Origin of the sequence: Lysinibacillus sp. RS10, assembly GCF_041956855.1 — a bacterium.
Lineage (GTDB): Bacteria > Bacillota > Bacilli > Bacillales_A > Planococcaceae > Lysinibacillus > Lysinibacillus xylanilyticus_A.
Window position 1 is genome coordinate 4,083,578 of the sequence record NZ_CP167122.1, and the last position, 16,184, is coordinate 4,099,761.

21 protein-coding genes are annotated in these 16,184 nt (G+C 37.6%); 4 read left to right on the forward strand and 17 right to left on the reverse strand.

What is annotated here, in order from left to right; genetic code table 11:
* Nucleotides 1–19: 19 nt before the first annotated feature.
* The 5 genes from ACB089_RS20670 to ACB089_RS20690 form a co-directional block, all read right to left on the reverse strand.
* Complete coding sequence (locus ACB089_RS20670) at nt 20–235, reverse strand: hypothetical protein (protein ID WP_374963715.1); 216 nt, start codon at nt 233–235, stop codon at nt 20–22.
* A 1,198-nt stretch (nt 236–1,433) separates the two neighbouring features.
* The gene (locus ACB089_RS20675; RefSeq protein ID WP_374963716.1) at nt 1,434–1,811 is read right to left on the reverse strand and encodes an enoyl-CoA hydratase; all 378 of its coding nucleotides are present in this window, start codon (nt 1,809–1,811) and stop codon (nt 1,434–1,436) included.
* A gap of 648 nt (nt 1,812–2,459) precedes the next feature.
* Nucleotides 2,460–3,266, reverse strand: coding sequence for a thermonuclease family protein (locus ACB089_RS20680; protein ID WP_374963717.1), 807 nt, complete (start codon nt 3,264–3,266; stop codon nt 2,460–2,462).
* Nucleotides 3,267–3,299: 33 nt separating this feature from the next.
* Nucleotides 3,300–3,422: a hypothetical protein gene (locus tag ACB089_RS20685; protein WP_374963718.1), complete on the reverse strand. Its 123-nt coding sequence runs from the start codon at nt 3,420–3,422 to the stop codon at nt 3,300–3,302.
* Between the two features lie 1,249 nt (nt 3,423–4,671).
* Entirely contained in the window at nt 4,672–5,253 is a 582-nt protein-coding gene (locus ACB089_RS20690; protein ID WP_374963719.1) for a phosphatidylglycerophosphatase A, read from the reverse strand.
* A 111-nt stretch (nt 5,254–5,364) separates the two neighbouring features.
* Between ACB089_RS20690 and ACB089_RS20695 the strand changes: the two genes are divergently transcribed.
* From ACB089_RS20695 to ACB089_RS20705, 3 genes are all read left to right on the forward strand, one after another.
* Complete coding sequence (locus ACB089_RS20695; protein ID WP_374963720.1) at nt 5,365–6,084, forward strand: alpha/beta hydrolase; 720 nt, start codon at nt 5,365–5,367, stop codon at nt 6,082–6,084.
* Between the two features lie 82 nt (nt 6,085–6,166).
* Nucleotides 6,167–6,682 (forward strand): YjcG family protein, encoded by a 516-nt coding sequence (locus ACB089_RS20700; RefSeq protein ID WP_374963721.1) that lies wholly within the window; start codon nt 6,167–6,169, stop codon nt 6,680–6,682.
* A gap of 3 nt (nt 6,683–6,685) precedes the next feature.
* Nucleotides 6,686–7,114, forward strand: a complete 429-nt coding sequence (locus tag ACB089_RS20705) for a GNAT family N-acetyltransferase (protein ID WP_368636963.1) — start codon at nt 6,686–6,688, stop codon at nt 7,112–7,114.
* 121 nt (nt 7,115–7,235) lie between these two features.
* Here the strand turns inward: ACB089_RS20705 and ACB089_RS20710 are convergent, their stop codons facing one another.
* From ACB089_RS20710 to ACB089_RS20735, 6 genes are all read right to left on the reverse strand, one after another.
* Complete coding sequence (locus tag ACB089_RS20710) at nt 7,236–7,484, reverse strand: stage VI sporulation protein F (RefSeq protein ID WP_374963722.1); 249 nt, start codon at nt 7,482–7,484, stop codon at nt 7,236–7,238.
* Between the two features lie 173 nt (nt 7,485–7,657).
* Entirely contained in the window at nt 7,658–7,834 is a 177-nt protein-coding gene (locus ACB089_RS20715) for a YjcZ family sporulation protein (RefSeq protein WP_374963723.1), read from the reverse strand.
* Between the two features lie 65 nt (nt 7,835–7,899).
* Nucleotides 7,900–8,259: a stage V sporulation protein AE gene (gene spoVAE, locus ACB089_RS20720; protein WP_374967608.1), complete on the reverse strand. Its 360-nt coding sequence runs from the start codon at nt 8,257–8,259 to the stop codon at nt 7,900–7,902.
* Between the two features lie 16 nt (nt 8,260–8,275).
* Nucleotides 8,276–9,271: a stage V sporulation protein AD gene (locus ACB089_RS20725; RefSeq protein ID WP_374963724.1), complete on the reverse strand. Its 996-nt coding sequence runs from the start codon at nt 9,269–9,271 to the stop codon at nt 8,276–8,278.
* Nucleotides 9,265–9,720, reverse strand: coding sequence for a stage V sporulation protein AC (spoVAC, locus tag ACB089_RS20730; protein ID WP_368636966.1), 456 nt, complete (start codon nt 9,718–9,720; stop codon nt 9,265–9,267). Before spoVAC ends, ACB089_RS20725 begins: the two co-directional genes overlap by 7 nt.
* Complete coding sequence (locus ACB089_RS20735) at nt 9,721–10,125, reverse strand: hypothetical protein (protein ID WP_374963725.1); 405 nt, start codon at nt 10,123–10,125, stop codon at nt 9,721–9,723. It lies immediately after the preceding gene.
* A gap of 141 nt (nt 10,126–10,266) precedes the next feature.
* On the opposite strand from ACB089_RS20735, the gene ACB089_RS20740 reads away from it, so the two are divergent.
* Entirely contained in the window at nt 10,267–10,791 is a 525-nt protein-coding gene (locus tag ACB089_RS20740; protein WP_368636968.1) for a CotY/CotZ family spore coat protein, read from the forward strand.
* A gap of 64 nt (nt 10,792–10,855) precedes the next feature.
* Here the strand turns inward: ACB089_RS20740 and ACB089_RS20745 are convergent, their stop codons facing one another.
* From ACB089_RS20745 to ACB089_RS20770, 6 genes are all read right to left on the reverse strand, one after another.
* Nucleotides 10,856–11,257 (reverse strand): hypothetical protein, encoded by a 402-nt coding sequence (locus ACB089_RS20745; RefSeq protein WP_368636969.1) that lies wholly within the window; start codon nt 11,255–11,257, stop codon nt 10,856–10,858.
* 52 nt (nt 11,258–11,309) lie between these two features.
* The gene (mgtE, locus tag ACB089_RS20750) at nt 11,310–12,686 is read right to left on the reverse strand and encodes a magnesium transporter (RefSeq protein ID WP_374963726.1); all 1,377 of its coding nucleotides are present in this window, start codon (nt 12,684–12,686) and stop codon (nt 11,310–11,312) included.
* 541 nt (nt 12,687–13,227) lie between these two features.
* Complete coding sequence (locus tag ACB089_RS20755; protein WP_374963727.1) at nt 13,228–13,425, reverse strand: hypothetical protein; 198 nt, start codon at nt 13,423–13,425, stop codon at nt 13,228–13,230.
* 386 nt (nt 13,426–13,811) lie between these two features.
* Complete coding sequence (locus ACB089_RS20760; protein ID WP_374963728.1) at nt 13,812–14,747, reverse strand: RluA family pseudouridine synthase; 936 nt, start codon at nt 14,745–14,747, stop codon at nt 13,812–13,814.
* Nucleotides 14,722–15,516, reverse strand: a complete 795-nt coding sequence (locus ACB089_RS20765) for an NAD kinase (protein ID WP_068983440.1) — start codon at nt 15,514–15,516, stop codon at nt 14,722–14,724. Before ACB089_RS20765 ends, ACB089_RS20760 begins: the two co-directional genes overlap by 26 nt.
* A complete protein-coding gene (locus ACB089_RS20770; RefSeq protein ID WP_068983441.1) occupies nt 15,513–16,184 on the reverse strand; it encodes a GTP pyrophosphokinase family protein in 672 nt (223 codons plus the stop codon). The genes ACB089_RS20765 and ACB089_RS20770 overlap by 4 nt, the downstream gene beginning before the upstream one ends.

Sequence of the window (16,184 nt, forward strand, 5' to 3'; positions counted from 1 at the left end):
AAGGTCTTAGAACTTCACTTCATTTTTTATAATGTCCTTCGAGAGTTTCGCCTAACGTTAGTGTATCTACGAACCCGAAAGGCTTAAAGGAGCGTAGCGACTGGGTGGCTTCGCCACTTAGCCTTGCAGGGTTGTCTGCTGAATTTTCTTCCCCGAAAATTCTCCGGCAGACCAAGGGGGCTCCTTTATTCCAATTACTTTTCTCAAGTTTAGACATTTTTCTAAAGAATTTCATTTTTCCCCTCCACAATATACCTTGTATCCGTACAGTTCTATTAATGCACTTTAGCCATCCCACTATACTTAAATATAATACCATTATTTTACCAAAAACTATGATTCCTTATTCATACAGATAGGTAAGCCTTTGAAATTATCGCCAGCTTTTCCCCCTGTTCACACCGTACGTGCGACTTTCACCGCATACAGCGTTCCAACTAATCCAATTCAATTAATCATCAACACTTCTGATATCAAAATACCTTCTATGTCTCAATTCTTCCGTTTCAATAAGTCGGTGCCTCCCTTGGAAGGTGAACCTCTTTTAGTCTCACGAGAACCTTATTAACCGATAAAGATTTGCCAAGCATGATTAAATAATTCTTCATTAGTCTAGTGGCTATCCCTCCACGTTCATTACACGCTTCAACGGTACTGTGCCACCACTTTCACTGATATAAAGTAAAGTTATATAACCGCTAATCTTACGATTATTTTCCTTCGCAACGCTTCAAAGAGAGTAAGCCCTCCACGTTATCAGCTTACAATGTTGAATTATATCTATTATAGAATGAAATTAGGTGCTTCCTGTAAGCCTGTTAGCATTCATACGCCTGTAACGTATCATGGATTTTCATATTAGCTAGTCTTACTCACCCACATCTAACCTCACAATTTGGTGACATACACATTTCTATGTATCGCAGTTATAGGCCCGTACATTCAGAAGTTTGTCAGCTTAACCTTTTCTTTTAGGTTCATTCGCATTCTCACCATATTCATTCAACTCAAGCACCATGATTTACACCACCCCCGCGGGTAGGCTTTCGTCAGCCGAACTGTTACGGTAAATTCTCACGCCTTTTCGCCGAGCTTATAACACTTTCATTCTTACTAAATCAAGTGCTATTCGACTAAGAGAGAACCCTTCCGAGCGTTACCTCTTCATTTGATTCTTCGATATAACCCTTCAATTCCGAAAGGAACTGCCTAGCTTTACCAGAGTAATGTGACCATTCTCCATTTGAGCTAGGAACATTTCGCACAACTAAACTGCTTCGTTAGTGAAAAAGCGATTGCTCTAATTGAACAATCGCCCCCGATAGTTTACGTTCATTTATTCACAAACTATCTGCTTTTACATATATTAACTCTTATTAGTTATTACAGGAATGCTGTCCCGTAGATTTCGATATTGCTCCAGTTACTAAAGTTTAAAGAATTACGCCTGATACATCTCCTTTCAATACTTCTTTTTCATTCTGATTTTTACATAAAAAGGATGCAACAAACGCTGTTCTATTATTTTCTTGCCTTTCGTATTTCTCAATTTTAACTATACAAACGATTGTATCACCTGTAAAAACAGGTCTTAAAAACTCAAAACTCGTACTACGAGCCAGTACGTTATTATCTCCAGCTATTTTTGTTGGCAGAGTTGCCGTTAATAATCCTTGAATGACAAGTCTTCCTTGTTCATCTGGGGTTATGTGATGGATCCCTGCATCCCCTGAAATCTTAGTAAATAATTCAACATCCCTTACTGTAAAAGTTCGTTCAAACGTAATTATATCTCCTGCTTTTAATGACATTTTAAACTCCTCCCACTGTCTGGTTAATCACGATGTGAATATTACATCAATACCAGACTTTTTAAGGTAATATATTCCACAAAAAGTCCAAAAACCCTTCTTCAACTAACCTTTCCCTTCATTTATGAAGAAAAAGGCTCTACCCATTATGAAGTAAAGCACTCCGTTAACCATCCAGGAAGTGCTGCATCTGCAAAAATAGATTGAGAAGGACCTTTTGCAATAATCTCTTTCCAATCCCCACAAATAAATTCCACTTGGTTATGTCTAATATGATCGGCAATAGCATCAATTTTTTCTTTTGAATTATAATTTTACTGTTGGAGCAATGGAAGAAAGTATCCAAGAACTCCCTACACCAATACCAGTTCCAACCTCAAGAATTTCCCCTTGTGTTATTTGTCCAACGAGAACTGATAATAGTCTTCCAGCTTCATCTGAACAGGAATTTTTTACAAAACTACAAATTACAATAATTTGCTTAAATAAAAAATGGAGGAATTAAGCGAACTCAATTTCTCCATTTTTCTATTCGAAGTCAGCAATACACTAGTCTAATAAACCTACTTACAAATAATGCAGCTTTATTTTAATAATTCTTATATCATCTAAGAAAAAAATCACTTACTATTAAAAGGTCCATCAATCTTATCTTGTAGCTGGAATAAACCCAGCAGCTTCGGCTTCTTCTTCAGTACAGAACATTTCTTCTGCTACTGTATTGTCATAATCACGTTGTCCAGGCATATGGTAAATTTTATTACCTTTTGAATTAATATTACCTTTAATTACACAACTGTTTTTATTAGCCGTATTAGATTCGTCATTTTCTGTTTTAGCATTATCTTTTGTTGCAGCATAATATGCATCTTTATCATAACCACGATTTGTTACATAGTCTTCAACTGACCAAATACCAATAGCAGATTTTTGCGCAGTTTTTTGAATCGATTTAAACCAATCTACATGCTTCGTATTTGGATCATAAATATATGCCACGCGAGCTAATCCATTTTTCAATAGTTGCTCTTGAACACTAATACCATCTTTAGTATAAACATATGCTAGTAACCTTTTATATTTATCACGATATGAAACGTCGAATTCTAAATAAACCGTATCTTGACCAGCTAGTAGCTGCTTTGTAAATTCTTTAGCTTCTGGCCCATAAGGTTGCTCTCCTAACGTTTCGTGATTAGTTTCAGGGGTATCTACAAGAAGAAAACGTACTTTTTCTGGGCTACCATTATATTTTATTCTTATTGTGTCGCCGTCAATTATATCTTGTAGTTCGTATTCTTCAAATTTACTCACATCGTGCTTTTCAGCAGTTTCCATTGTTGAAGCTACAATTCCTTGTATATCTTCAGTTTCAATAATATCTGTGCTAGTTTCTTCCGTACATCCACTTATAAGCAATGTAGAAAAGAACAAAGCCAAATAGAATTTTTTCAAATCAGTATCCTACTTTCTTAAAGATAAAATATATCATTTATTTGGTTCATCACCAAAACGTGTGGTTGATTTCCGTTCCGACTGGGCGCTTTGCCGCTGACGCTTCGCTTTCGCGCAGAGCAGAGCTTCCTGGGGGCGTCCGATGAGCCGCTTCACTCGCGTTGCTCGCTCCAGGGTCTCGGGCCTACACGATGTAGGTCACGAAGGCGTTATCACTGGACGTGATGCTCTTAGCCTTCGTTCCTCTATCGCTGATCCCCAAGGAGTCACCCAGCCTCCACTCCAATCAACTTATTTATATAGTATATGTTTTAACAAATGTCATCCACAACTTTTGGTGATGAGCCATTTATTTTCCTTATGTATCATTTTCTTGAATTTAAACACTACGATTCCAAGTTAGACAATGCCTCCGTAACCAATCTGATACCTTTAGTGCTTCAAACATTTTAGTTTGCCACTTCCAACTCTATACACATCAAGTTAAAAAAGGTGATCAATAATTTGTCACCTTTCTAATTCCTTACGACACATTCCTTAATAGTTTTAATCGAAATTGAATATCTTATAACTCTTATCTTCAATAGTATTACTCACATTTCCCTATTAATAATTAATTTCTGATCCTACCTTTTCATAAAATCAAAAATCCCCAGTTAAATGATAAACTGAAGACCTAAAATTTTATCTGAATATTAAATACAACACAACAGCAAAAATAATTGTTCCGCTAGTGATTAACGTCTTAATATCTTTGTCACTCATTTTCAGTACCTCTCTTCTTACTACTTTATTTAAGTCTATTATCAATAAAGCCCACTAATATCACAATGAATTTGATTTGTTTTTGCTGAAGAGTTTTTCAATCGTGATTAGAGTATTACCCTACTCATTAAAAAAACTTCAGTTTCAAAAACCGAAGATCATAATATCTATATAATTAAGCAATATTTACACATCACAACTTAGTACATCATTATTCTACATCAGTTAATATGTAACTTTCATACATATATAATTAATCCAGATATGGCTAAAATAGTTCCCTTACAACTTTTCATCCTTATTACAGCTTTCTAACAGTATTCTTAACTAATCAAAAGTCCTAAAGAGTTTCACGATGTTTGTTTCTATTGTAAAATATCAAGCTACTACATTCAAGCTATGTAGGTGCAAACAACTCAATGATTTTGGGATACTTCAACTAGTGACTATTTACTATCTCATAACGTGTTTGTCTATTTGCTACTTCCATATATTTTTTCTTTTCTATCATCGGATCTAATTTTAACGATTACGTATAAAGATTCCGTGTGTGAGTATACAAAACAATTGTCTAAGCATACTAAAAACAGAGCCTCCTACAGTTAATGAGGAGGCTCTGTTTTAAATAGTAAAGACTTTGTTATATCTCATTATGTGATTTTGGTTTTGGTCCTAGCTCTTCTGGCACTATATCGGCAAATGTCTCGCCCTCTTCTTCTAAGTCACGCATACGATGTGCAATACGTGATGCGGCAGAAGCTGCGATACTGCCAACTAAATCATCTAAAAACGTATTTACATGATGTCCAGGTTCTGTATCTAACTTTTTAATAATACCGATTTTTTGCTTGTCTAAGTGTCCGAAAGTTGTAACCGCTATGCTACCATATGTAAAAACAGATCCAAGTGCGATTGTTTCATCCACACCAAATAACCCCTCGTCAGATTCTATTATTTGCTGTAATGGTGCAGATAATAACTTTTTCTCTGCAAGTTCATCTAATTCTATACCTACTAATAAAGCATGTTGAACTTCACGCTTACGTAATACACGCTCGACAGAATGAACACAGTGTTCTAATGTTAAGCCTTCATTATAGGTTTTTTGCATTTCATAAACAATTTTAGCAATATCCTCTAGCGATACACCGCGACGAATGAGTGCAGCTTGGGCTGCCTTCGCTACTTCATCAGAATGTATGCGAGTACTTTTATTATGCATAATCAACCCTCATTTCGTTTTTTTTGCTAGTAAAATGCTAGCCTCACCTATTATACCTTTACTTTCTTATATGGTACAATTTTGTTACAAACACATGAAGGAGTGTCATCATTGGATAAGGGAACTGTACAGGATTTAAAGTTCTATAGTGAAGCGTTGCAGGAGGAATTACAGTTATATATTTATGTCCCTGCAAATTATTCCCCACTATATAAATATAATATTTTAATTGCATCAGATGGTAAGGATTATTTCCAACTTGGGGGAATCACAAAACTTGCTGATGAACTTATCGATGACTATGAAATCGAAAATTTAATTATCGCGTTCGTTCCATATAAAGATATTAAGGATCGACGTCACAAATATATCCCTAGTGGAGAGCAACATGAAGCTTATCTGCGTTTTTTAGCACATGAGCTTGTGCCATATTTAGATGCTGAATTTTCAACTTACCAAATGGGCATGAGCCGCGGAGTGATAGGTGACTCCATGGCTGCAACTGCTTCCTTAATGGCTGCTTTAAAATATCCAAGTATTTTTGGTAAAGCCATTTTACAGTCACCATATGTCGACGAAAATGTGCTTAAAGCTGTTGAAAATTTTAAAGATCCAGGGACAATTTCTATTTATCATATTGTCGGAAAAAAAGAAGACCAAGTGGTGACAATGGATAAAACAATAAAGGATTTTTTAACACCGAATCGTCAATTGCATAACCTTATGTTAAGCAAAGGATTTTCTACATTTTATGATGAGTTTGACGGAAATCATACATGGAAATATTGGAAACCTGATTTACGTCGCGCATTAATTGAAAATTTCAATTAATTTGGGCTATTCAAATTACGAAAAGGGAAATTTCTGTTATACTTTAATAGTAAATTTGTTTATTTTCGGGAGGTAATGGACTATGAAGTACGGTATTGTGGCATTTCCATCAAAAAAATTGCAAGATTTAGCTAACACTTATCGCAAACGTTATGATCCGCATTATGCGAAAATCACACCGCATATGACGTTAAAAGACAGCTTTGAAGCAACAGATGAAGATATTAACTCTGTCGTAAAGCAATTAGATGAACTTGCTGCCAAATATGCACCCTTAAACATTCATGCATCACGCATAAGTTCGTTTTTCCCTACAACAAATGCACTCTATTTCCGCATTGATCCGACAGAACAATTAGAAGCATTTCAGTATGCACTAAAAGAAAAAATTCCGTTTGGAGAAACTAAACATGTTTTTGTCCCACATATTACAATTGCTCAAAAAATGACAGCCTCAGAGCACGATGACATCTTTGGGCAATTACGTATGACAGGCGTTGACGAAAAAGATACGATTGATCGCATCCATCTTTTATATCAATTAGAAGACGGCTCTTGGACAACTTATGAAACATTCCGATTGACTGGGGATGAGTAAAACTTGTATAACGTTAAGATTGTTGAAACGACAAAAGAACATGATGATGCGATTACAGTCCGCAAAAAAGTTTTTGTAGAAGAGCAAGGTGTGCCGCTTCATCTAGAATGCGATGCTGAGGATGCATCCGCAACGCATTTCATTATGTATGAAGGCAATGAGCCAGTAGGTGCCGCACGTTTGCGTAGTATTGAAAACGATGCTGCAAAAATTGAACGTGTCTGTATTTTACAAGACCAGCGTGGCAAAAAACTAGGTGCTTTAATAATGAAGGAAATGGAGAAGCATGCCATTTCCATTCATAAGAAAAAACTAAAACTCCATGCACAAAGCTATGCTATTCCTTTTTATGAAAAGCTTGGCTATTCGGTAACATCTCCTGAGTTTATGGACGCAGGTATCCCACATCGTGCTATGGAAAAAAACATTTAACAAATGGGTGTTACGAAAATGCTGATGCATATCGTAACACCCTTTTTGTAAAAGTTGAATGATAAATGAACATCCATTTAACCAACCTTTTGATATTGCTTTACATAGTGGATATATCATACTATTTCATCATTTTAGTAATTTTATCGAAATCTAGTGAATCACCATCTTGAATAATAGATTGTACTATTTTATCCTCAAGCTCTTGCGTAATTTGTCTTTTGGATATCTTACTTACACGTCGTACAATTTTTCTTACTTGTTTTTCATTTGTAAAATCTGCATGTTGAATTGCATTTGCTAATGCAAAAATTTCCTCCATTGATACCCCAGTTTTTTGTTCAATTGAATTAAAAAACCCGCGGTGCATGTTCCCCCTCCTATCAGTTAAAATTTTTATTTTTTCCACCGTTGTTTTCATACAAAACATTTAACAATGAGTGAAGGCTTTAAACTTTATTCAGATAATGGGCACTCTGAAGAAAAGCTAAAGCCTTTTATCTACTGTCACATTTAATCAATTATTGCGTCTGCGATGTTAAATTACATGAAAGTAGCGCCAACAATAATTAGAAGAATGAATAGGACAACAATTAGAACAAATGTTGAGCTATTGCCATGACCACAATAGCCGCCGTAGTAATCGCCTCCACAATAACTAGCGTTATAGCTACCAACATTTCCTCCATACGGTTGTGCGCACCAGCCTTGATATCCCATAAAAATACCCCTCCCTTCTACAACCTATAATATGTTTTCGTTGTAGAAATGGGTGGGGTATTCGTCTAGTCAATATTTCCTTTTGGTTTAAAAATTAAAGCGCCGATAAAGCCAAACACTATGGCAGCACTGATTCCTGCACTTGTTACTTCAAACATCCCACTCAACACGCCTACAAGACCGTGTTTCTCTGCCTCAGCCATTGCACCATGCGTTAATGAATTGCCAAAAGATGTAATAGGTACTGTTGCACCAGCACCTGCAAAATCAATTAGAGGTTCATACAAGCCCATCCCATCTAAAATTGCTCCCACTACGACTAGCGTACTCAATGTATGTCCGGGTGTTAATTTACCAACATCCATTAATAATTGACCTATAACACAAATAATGCCTCCTACAATAAATGCAAATACAAATGACATAACCATAACTTTTACCTCATTTCATTGTAATTTCAATTGCATGTGCCGTACATGGAATTGTTTCACCCTGTTGAAACGAAAGCGGGGACAGTAATGCTCCTGTTGCTACAAGAAGTACTCGCTTATAGGTACCTGCTCGCATTTGTTGGATCACATAACTAAAAAAAATTGCGGCCGAACAGCCTGCGCCACTTGCACCAGATTGGAATGATTCATCCTGTCCATAAAATTCAGCACCTGCATCACGTAAAAGTGTTAACTCCTCATTCTTTACGCCACTTTCAACAAGCATTCCTTTTAGAAGTTTCAAGCCAAGTTGACCTAAATCACCGGTTAAAATTAAATCATAATTGTATATTTTTTGATTACGTTGCTCTAAATGTGATTGAATCGTTTGAAAAGCAGCTGGTGCCATTGCAGCACCCATATGAAACGGGTCATCCATACCATAATCAATTGATTTTCCAACTGTTGCTGCTTCAATAGAAGGATATTCCTCATGATGCTTCCCAATTAGCGCATAACCAGCAGCTGTTACCGTCCATTGAGCAGTTTGAGGTTTTTGCGAGCCATAATCAACTGGATAGCGGAATTGTCGTTCAACTGCATTGTGTTGACTAGATGCACCAGCTAGCGAGAAATTTGCGGCACCTACTTCTGTTAAAAGGCTCGCAACGATTACTGAAGAAACAGAGGTAGCACATGCAGAGAACATTCCAATAAAAGGAATAGCTAAATCTCTAGCTGCAAAATTGGTCGGTGTCATTTGATTGACTAAATCCCCACCCACAAAGTAATCAATGTCCGGATTTTTCACGCCAGCTTTTTTCATCGCAAATTCACAAGCCTCTTCAACCATTTTTCGATGACCCTGTTCATTTGTTTTCATTTCCCAACGCTCGTCATCATAAGTCGCATCAAAATATCGACTAAATATACTACGTTTCTCTAGCGGGCCTGCTACCACACCACCCGCTAGTAAGGACGGTTTCGATTGAAAGACAATTACCATGAAACCACTCCTATCGCCACAAGAATATATTTAATAAGGCCAACAAAAAAAGCAGATACAACACCAAATAATACAACTGACCCCGCTAATTTAAATAAATTCCCACCAACACCAAGCACTAATCCTTCAGATCTATGTTCAATGGCAGCTGAAATCACAGCATTCCCAAACCCTGTAACAGGTACAGCCGATCCAGCTCCAGCAAATTGACCGATTCTCTTATATAAACCAAAGCCCGTTAAAATCATGGCGAAAAACACCATTGTTGCAACTGTCGGATTTCCTGCTGTCGCTTCCGTAAAGTTAAAGAAAATCATATAAAAAAGTGAAACAGCTTGTCCGATTGTACAAATAAGACCTCCTACAAAAAAAGCCTTTGCAACATTCTTTAAGTAGGGTGGCTTCGGTGTGACATTTTGTTCTAGTTTTTTATATTGCTCTTTCTCCATTTATGACTCCTCCTTTGCAAGCTCTTTCAATTCCTTAATTTTATCGCTCAGTTTATTATCTTCAATTTTATCCTTTTTTATTTTATTGGCTTCATAAAATATTTTATAATCAGCTGAGACCAAAACGTCTTTGTTTGGATATTTTTCATCAAATTCCTTTTGCAACTTTTTCTCAAATTTAGCCTTTTTCCACTTATCCCATGGTTTAATTTGAACTGCTACAAGCATACTATCTTCATATTGGATAACCGTTGTTTTATCAACAAAGTCATGTTCTTTTAAAATGGCTTCAACTTCCTCTTCATTTTCCGGTGAACCGTAGACAATAAATTTTTCTTTCTCATTGCAACCACTTAAAAGCGACATACTAACTAATAGAGGTAACATTATTCCTAATAGCCTCAAGGTTTTACCCTCCTTTTCTTTACAGTTTCTCCTTAGATAAAAAAACTATTCACCTAACAAGATATACGAAAGGCGAAAGCCCGTGTCCATTTTTCATGGGTACATATTGTATAAGTAGTAACGAGGAAAGGAGGTGACAATATGGGTTGTGGCAAGCCAACAAATCCTATTGGACCAATCCATTCAGCAGGCTGCGTTTGTGACGTAGTACGCGCTATTTTAGACATTCAAAATCAAGCGGTGAGAGAAGAATGTCAACCATGTACAGCTAACTGTTTCTTAGAACCACTTGGAGGCATTGTAAGTCCTTCACGCTCTCATGCAGATACACGTGTATTCATGTTAATTACCAAAGATGGTACTCCTTTCAAAGCATTCTTTAATTCTCCAACAGCAGATCCATGTATATGTACATCAGTATTTTTCCGTGTAGAAGATATGTTTGATGAGTGCTGCGCTACTTTGCGTGTTTTAGAGCCTTTATGTTCATTTGACTCTAGTGAAAGTACAGTAGACCTATTAAGTCGTGATGGTTGCTGTGTCAACATGAAAAAAATATGTAAAGTAGATGATTGGAATCCAACTGAGAGCTGTATCACTGTAGATTTATCATGTTTCTGCGCTGTACAATGTATTGCTGATGTTGACTTAGGGATTTGTAACTAATCTTTTCTCCTTTGACACACTACACATAAAAAAAGTGTACAGCATCCTCTGCTGTACACTTTTTTCATAAGGTAGGTAATTGTTTGCCTCGCCATAATATGTGCGCTATATCCTCAAAATAGATAATCTCTTGTGTCTTTAATTCTAAAGAAGTAAACATCAATGAATCAGTCTGTACATCCGATGCATTACCGTGTAATTTCCTACCATCTTTCAAAGATATTACTAATGGTTGATAGGCTTTTTGTCGAAACGGCTTTTCTAAAAATTGAAGTTGCTTTAGTAAATACGGATCTATTAGTAATTCCTCTACCACTTCTTCTTTTTCTTCCATTGTTTGTTCATTGAAATAGCCGTCCTTTACATACACTGATGTACTTTCACTCAAATCAAGTTCATGTAGCACCTTAGAGATATTTAGAAAATATTGTGGTGATTTTATAAACAAGCGTGGCTCTCGATCCACATTACTCACTTCCCTTTTTTCTTACAATATGCAAAAGAAAGGGATTTGGTTCTTAGCCTATCTGACTTAAAAAAACTGTCGCTAAACCTAAATAAATTAAAATACTTGTAATATCATTTAATGTTGTAATAAATGGACCTGATGCAACAGCTGGATCAATTTTCAAGCGATGCATAAGCAGTGGGATAAAAGAACCTGCAACTGTAGCCACTAAAATAGAACCACATAGCGCTGCACCTACCAGCATTCCAAGAATAAGCTCTTGTTTCCAAATATAGACGATGCCGATAACAATCAGCCCACAAACAATTCCAGACATTAAGCCTGTTCCTGCTTCACGTAGTAGTAATTTGAGCTTACTATGATCTTCGACGTCTCCTGTCGCAATTCCTCGAATAGCTACCGCTAGTGCCTGAGTTCCACTATTCCCAGAAGTACCTGAAATAAGAGGGATAAACACCGCAAGTAACGCTACTTGTTCTAACGTTGCTTCAAACTGCCCCATCAAATTTGCTGTTAACATTCCTAAAAATAGTAATATGACAAGCCATGGTAAGCGTTTTTTAGCTGCTTGTAACGAAGTCGTATCAAATTTATCCATATCGGAAATACCCGCTAATTTAGAGTAATCCTCCGATGCTTCCTCATCAATAACATCAATAATATCGTCGACTGTGATAATCCCTAGTAATTCTCCCTTATCGTCAATAACTGGAGTTGCTAAGAAATTATAGTCCTTCATAATTTGAGCAACCTCTTCTTGGTCATCCCCTGCATGCACCATCACAACACGTTCATTCATAATTGAACGTATAAGTGTATCTTCATCAGCAATAATTAAATCGCGAAGTGAAATAACGCCTGTTAATCGATGTTCTTCGTCAACGACAAAAATATAATAAATTGTTTCGGCATCCGGCGCCTCTTTTCGTAAAATCGCCATTGCTGAACGCACAGTAGAATTTTCTGGAATCGCTACATATTCTGTCGTCATGATAGAACCGGCAGTATATTCATCGTAGCTTAATAGTTCATTAATTTCTTCAGCTGTTTCCTCATCCATCATGCCTAAATAGCTTTCACGTTGCTCTGTATCCAACTCATTTAAAACGTCTGCTGCATCATCTGCATACATATGAGAAAGCATTTCTGCACCATATGACGGAGCCATCTCAGCTAGATACGCTGTGTACTCATCATCATCTATTTCGATTGCCTCAAAAATATCAGCCATTTCCGTCGGAGACAAGAACGAATAGATGATCTTCCTTATATCAGGTTCCACCTTCTCATAAAACGTTGCCTGATCATACGGATGAAGCTCTAAAAACTCATCACGGAATGCGTCAATATCATGTGCTTCGAGCATTTCTCGCAAACGTGCCTCGTCGAATTGCACATCATCCTTTTCATTTCTTTCCTCTATCATGCTTGTCCCCTCCTTCCGAGAATCAATTATGCCTCGGCATAATTGCGTCCAGAATCGGCTTTGTGCTTAGGCCTGCACGAGGGCCGACACGATGTCGGTCATTTCGGTAATGCCACAGGACGTGGCGTTTTTACCGATGCAGGTCAGTTAGCCGTTATCGCATGGATGCGATGATTTTAGGCTAACATCCTCTAAGCACTCCTTTCCGATTCAGTGACATCTGCCGGAGGCTTTAGGCCAACGTGATGTTGGTCACTCAGTCTTTGCCACAGGACGTGGCGTTCTTAGACTGAGTTCCTATATTTCAGCAGGTGTTTGACCAACCGCCGAAAAGTAAATTCATTTGAACCTGTTGCTATGCTTTCGGTACAGAAAACATTTGCTGAAATACGTTAAATCATTGATACGGACAATGCCGTAAATCTACCTTATATATAATAGAGTGTATTGTACCTTTTCTGCAAACCCTTTTTTTAATTCCTAATAACCTGAGACATCGCCATGATCTAATTGGATAAATCTGTGGATAAACGTTTCTATTTTACCTATCATCATAACGTGGGATTGATTTCCGTTCCGACTGGGCGCTTTGTAGCTGTCGCTTTGCTTTCGCTACAGAAAACATTTGCCGCTGACGCTTCGCTTTCGCGCAGAGCAGAGCTTCCTGGGGCGTCCGATGAGCCGCTTCGCTCCAGGGTCTCGGGGCAACAAATGTTTTCTGTGCGAAAGCGTAGTGCAAACGCAACGTCAGCTACAGGATGTTGGTCACGAAGGCGTTATCACAGGACGTGATGGTTTTAGCCTTCGTTCCTCTATTGCTGATCCCCAAGGAGTCGCTCAGTCTCCACTCCAATCAACTTATACTACATTTTAAAAAATGTCATCCCTAACTTATAGTAATGTGCCTAAAAAGCCCTCTGATTTACTATATCCTACAAACACTTTCTTTTCTGTTAACGTGCTGTTAAGAAAACTTTCTTATTAGAGATAAAAAATGATAGAAGGAGATGCCCGTTTGTGCGAACATCTCCTTAAATATATAAAATAGTTTTCACACTTAGTGAACTCAAGACTGTTTAGAAAGTATTCGTCATCGTATAGTTTTTAAAAAATAAAATCAAAACTTTAAGCTAAGGAGTCATTCAGTAATTGCTGCATATCTTCGTTTAAGTCACTTGTGAAGTGTAAACTCTCACCTGTTAAGGGGTGGAGCATCTTTAAAGATACACAATGTAGGGCTTGTCTATTGATATGGTTGCGACTTCCACCATAAAGTGCATCTCCAACAAGTGGATATCCCACATAAGCCATATGCACACGAATTTGATGTGTACGCCCGGTGTGTAACTTTAGTTGTATATGTGTCATCGGTTCATCATGTAAATAAAAGTGTCTTAAAACTGTCACATCGGTATGCGCAAATTGACCGTCTTCACGTATCTCTCGCTCAATAATACTCGTCTCTTTGCGTCCAATAGGAGCAATGATGGATTGTATATCTTGAGCTACATGTCCATGTACAATTGCTTCATATTGTCGAGAAATTTCTCCATTACGCTGTGCAAGTCCCGTTAAATGATGGATATGAGCATGTTTAGCGATGCATAATAAGCCAGAAGTATCACGATCAAGTCTCGTGACGATATGGGCAGTAGACGCTAGACCTTGCTTCTGAAAATGACCACACACTAGATTAGCTACGCTAAGTGTTGGATGCTCTCTCGAAGGGATCGTACTCTGACGCGCTGGCTTATTAAGCACTAAAATAGCTTCATCTTCAAAAGTAATAGCGAGTTCACCATGTTCAACAGCAAGTCCTTCACTTTTTTCTTCTGGAGGGAATTTCACTTCAACTCGATCCCCAACGTGAAGAGGATGTCTAACATTGCGTTCGACATCATTCACTGTCAATAAACCTCCATCAAATTTAATAGCTGTTAAAGCTCGCTTGGAGATTCGCCATTCAGTTAAGGCTTCCCTTAGTAGTTGACCTTCCTTTTCTGCTATAAAATGCAGTGTAAACCTTGTATCCATCTTATTCATTTGCCACGAACGATTCATGGACTCGTTCCCAGAATGGGAATGGGCGGAAACGAGCAAAACGTACTCTTTCATTTGCTACATTAAAAGCAATCGACTTCACATCGCCTTGCGTAACTTGTAAATGATCAACCGTCATATTAAAGTTTTGATCATTAACTGGACGTAAAATACAGTGATGGTGGGCTGGTAAAATGAGTGGTGAACCAACTGTACGGAAGACACGGTTATTGATAGATGCTATTTCAGTAATTTGGAATGCAGCTAAAGTCGGGTGAATAATCGCTCCACCGAGGGCTTTATTATACGCTGTGCTACCCGAAGGAGTCGACACACAAAGCCCATCTCCACGGAAACGTTCAAACTGATTGCCATTTAACTCCACATCCATAACAAGCGTGACATCAGGTGATTTCACAGTCGCTTCATTTAACGCTAAATACGTATTAGACTCCGCATTATGATGCTCCACCTTCACCTCTAGTAATGGATACTCCACAACGTTAAAGTCTTTCTTAGCAATCGACAAAACAAGCTTTTCTAATTCAGATGGCTTCCAGTCCGCATAAAATCCTAAATGTCCTGTATGGATACCTACGAAGGCAACCTGATCTAGCAAATGAGAATATCGATGGAAGGCATGTAATAATGTTCCATCTCCTCCAATAGAGACTACGATTTCAGGCGATTCTTCATCATAAGTTAGCCCAAAATCCTGCAAATACGTTCTTGCTAGCTCCATTAATTCGTTCGATTGTGCATCTCTACGTGATTGAATGGAAAATTTCATTTTATGTCACGCTCCTTCTCTGATAGTAAATTAGGATTCGATGCTTCTTTGTATTCGCTAAAATAAGCTTGTGCTTCTTGAATCTCACTGCGAATGGACGACATTTCCTCATCCAATCGGAAGGCCGCCTCTGCAGCACTTTGAAGGCGATTTTTTATTTCCTCTGGGAACATGCCTTTATATTTATAATTTAATGAATGCTCAATAGATGCCCAGAAATTCATAGCTAGTGTTCTTATTTGAATTTCAGCTAATACCAATTTTTTCCCTTGAATCGTCTCAACGGGATATTCAACAATCATGTGATATGAGCGATATCCACTTGGTTTATTATGTGTAATATAGTCTCGTTCTTCTACTACACGCATATCTTTTCGTTGACGGATTAGCTCCGTAACTGTTGAAATATCATCTACAAATTGACACATAATACGAAGGCCAGCAATATCACCTAGCTCATCACCCAGTTGTTTAGAAGGCTCAAAGGAAAGTCCCTTTTCTAATGTTTTATCGTATATACTTGCTAAAGGTTTTACACGCCCTGTAACAAACTCGATTGGTGAATTTGCATTAACAATACCAAACTGCGAACGCATACCCTTTAATTTTACTTTTAACTCATCTACTGCTTGTTTATAAGGACCTAAAAATATTTCCCATTGTCCCAT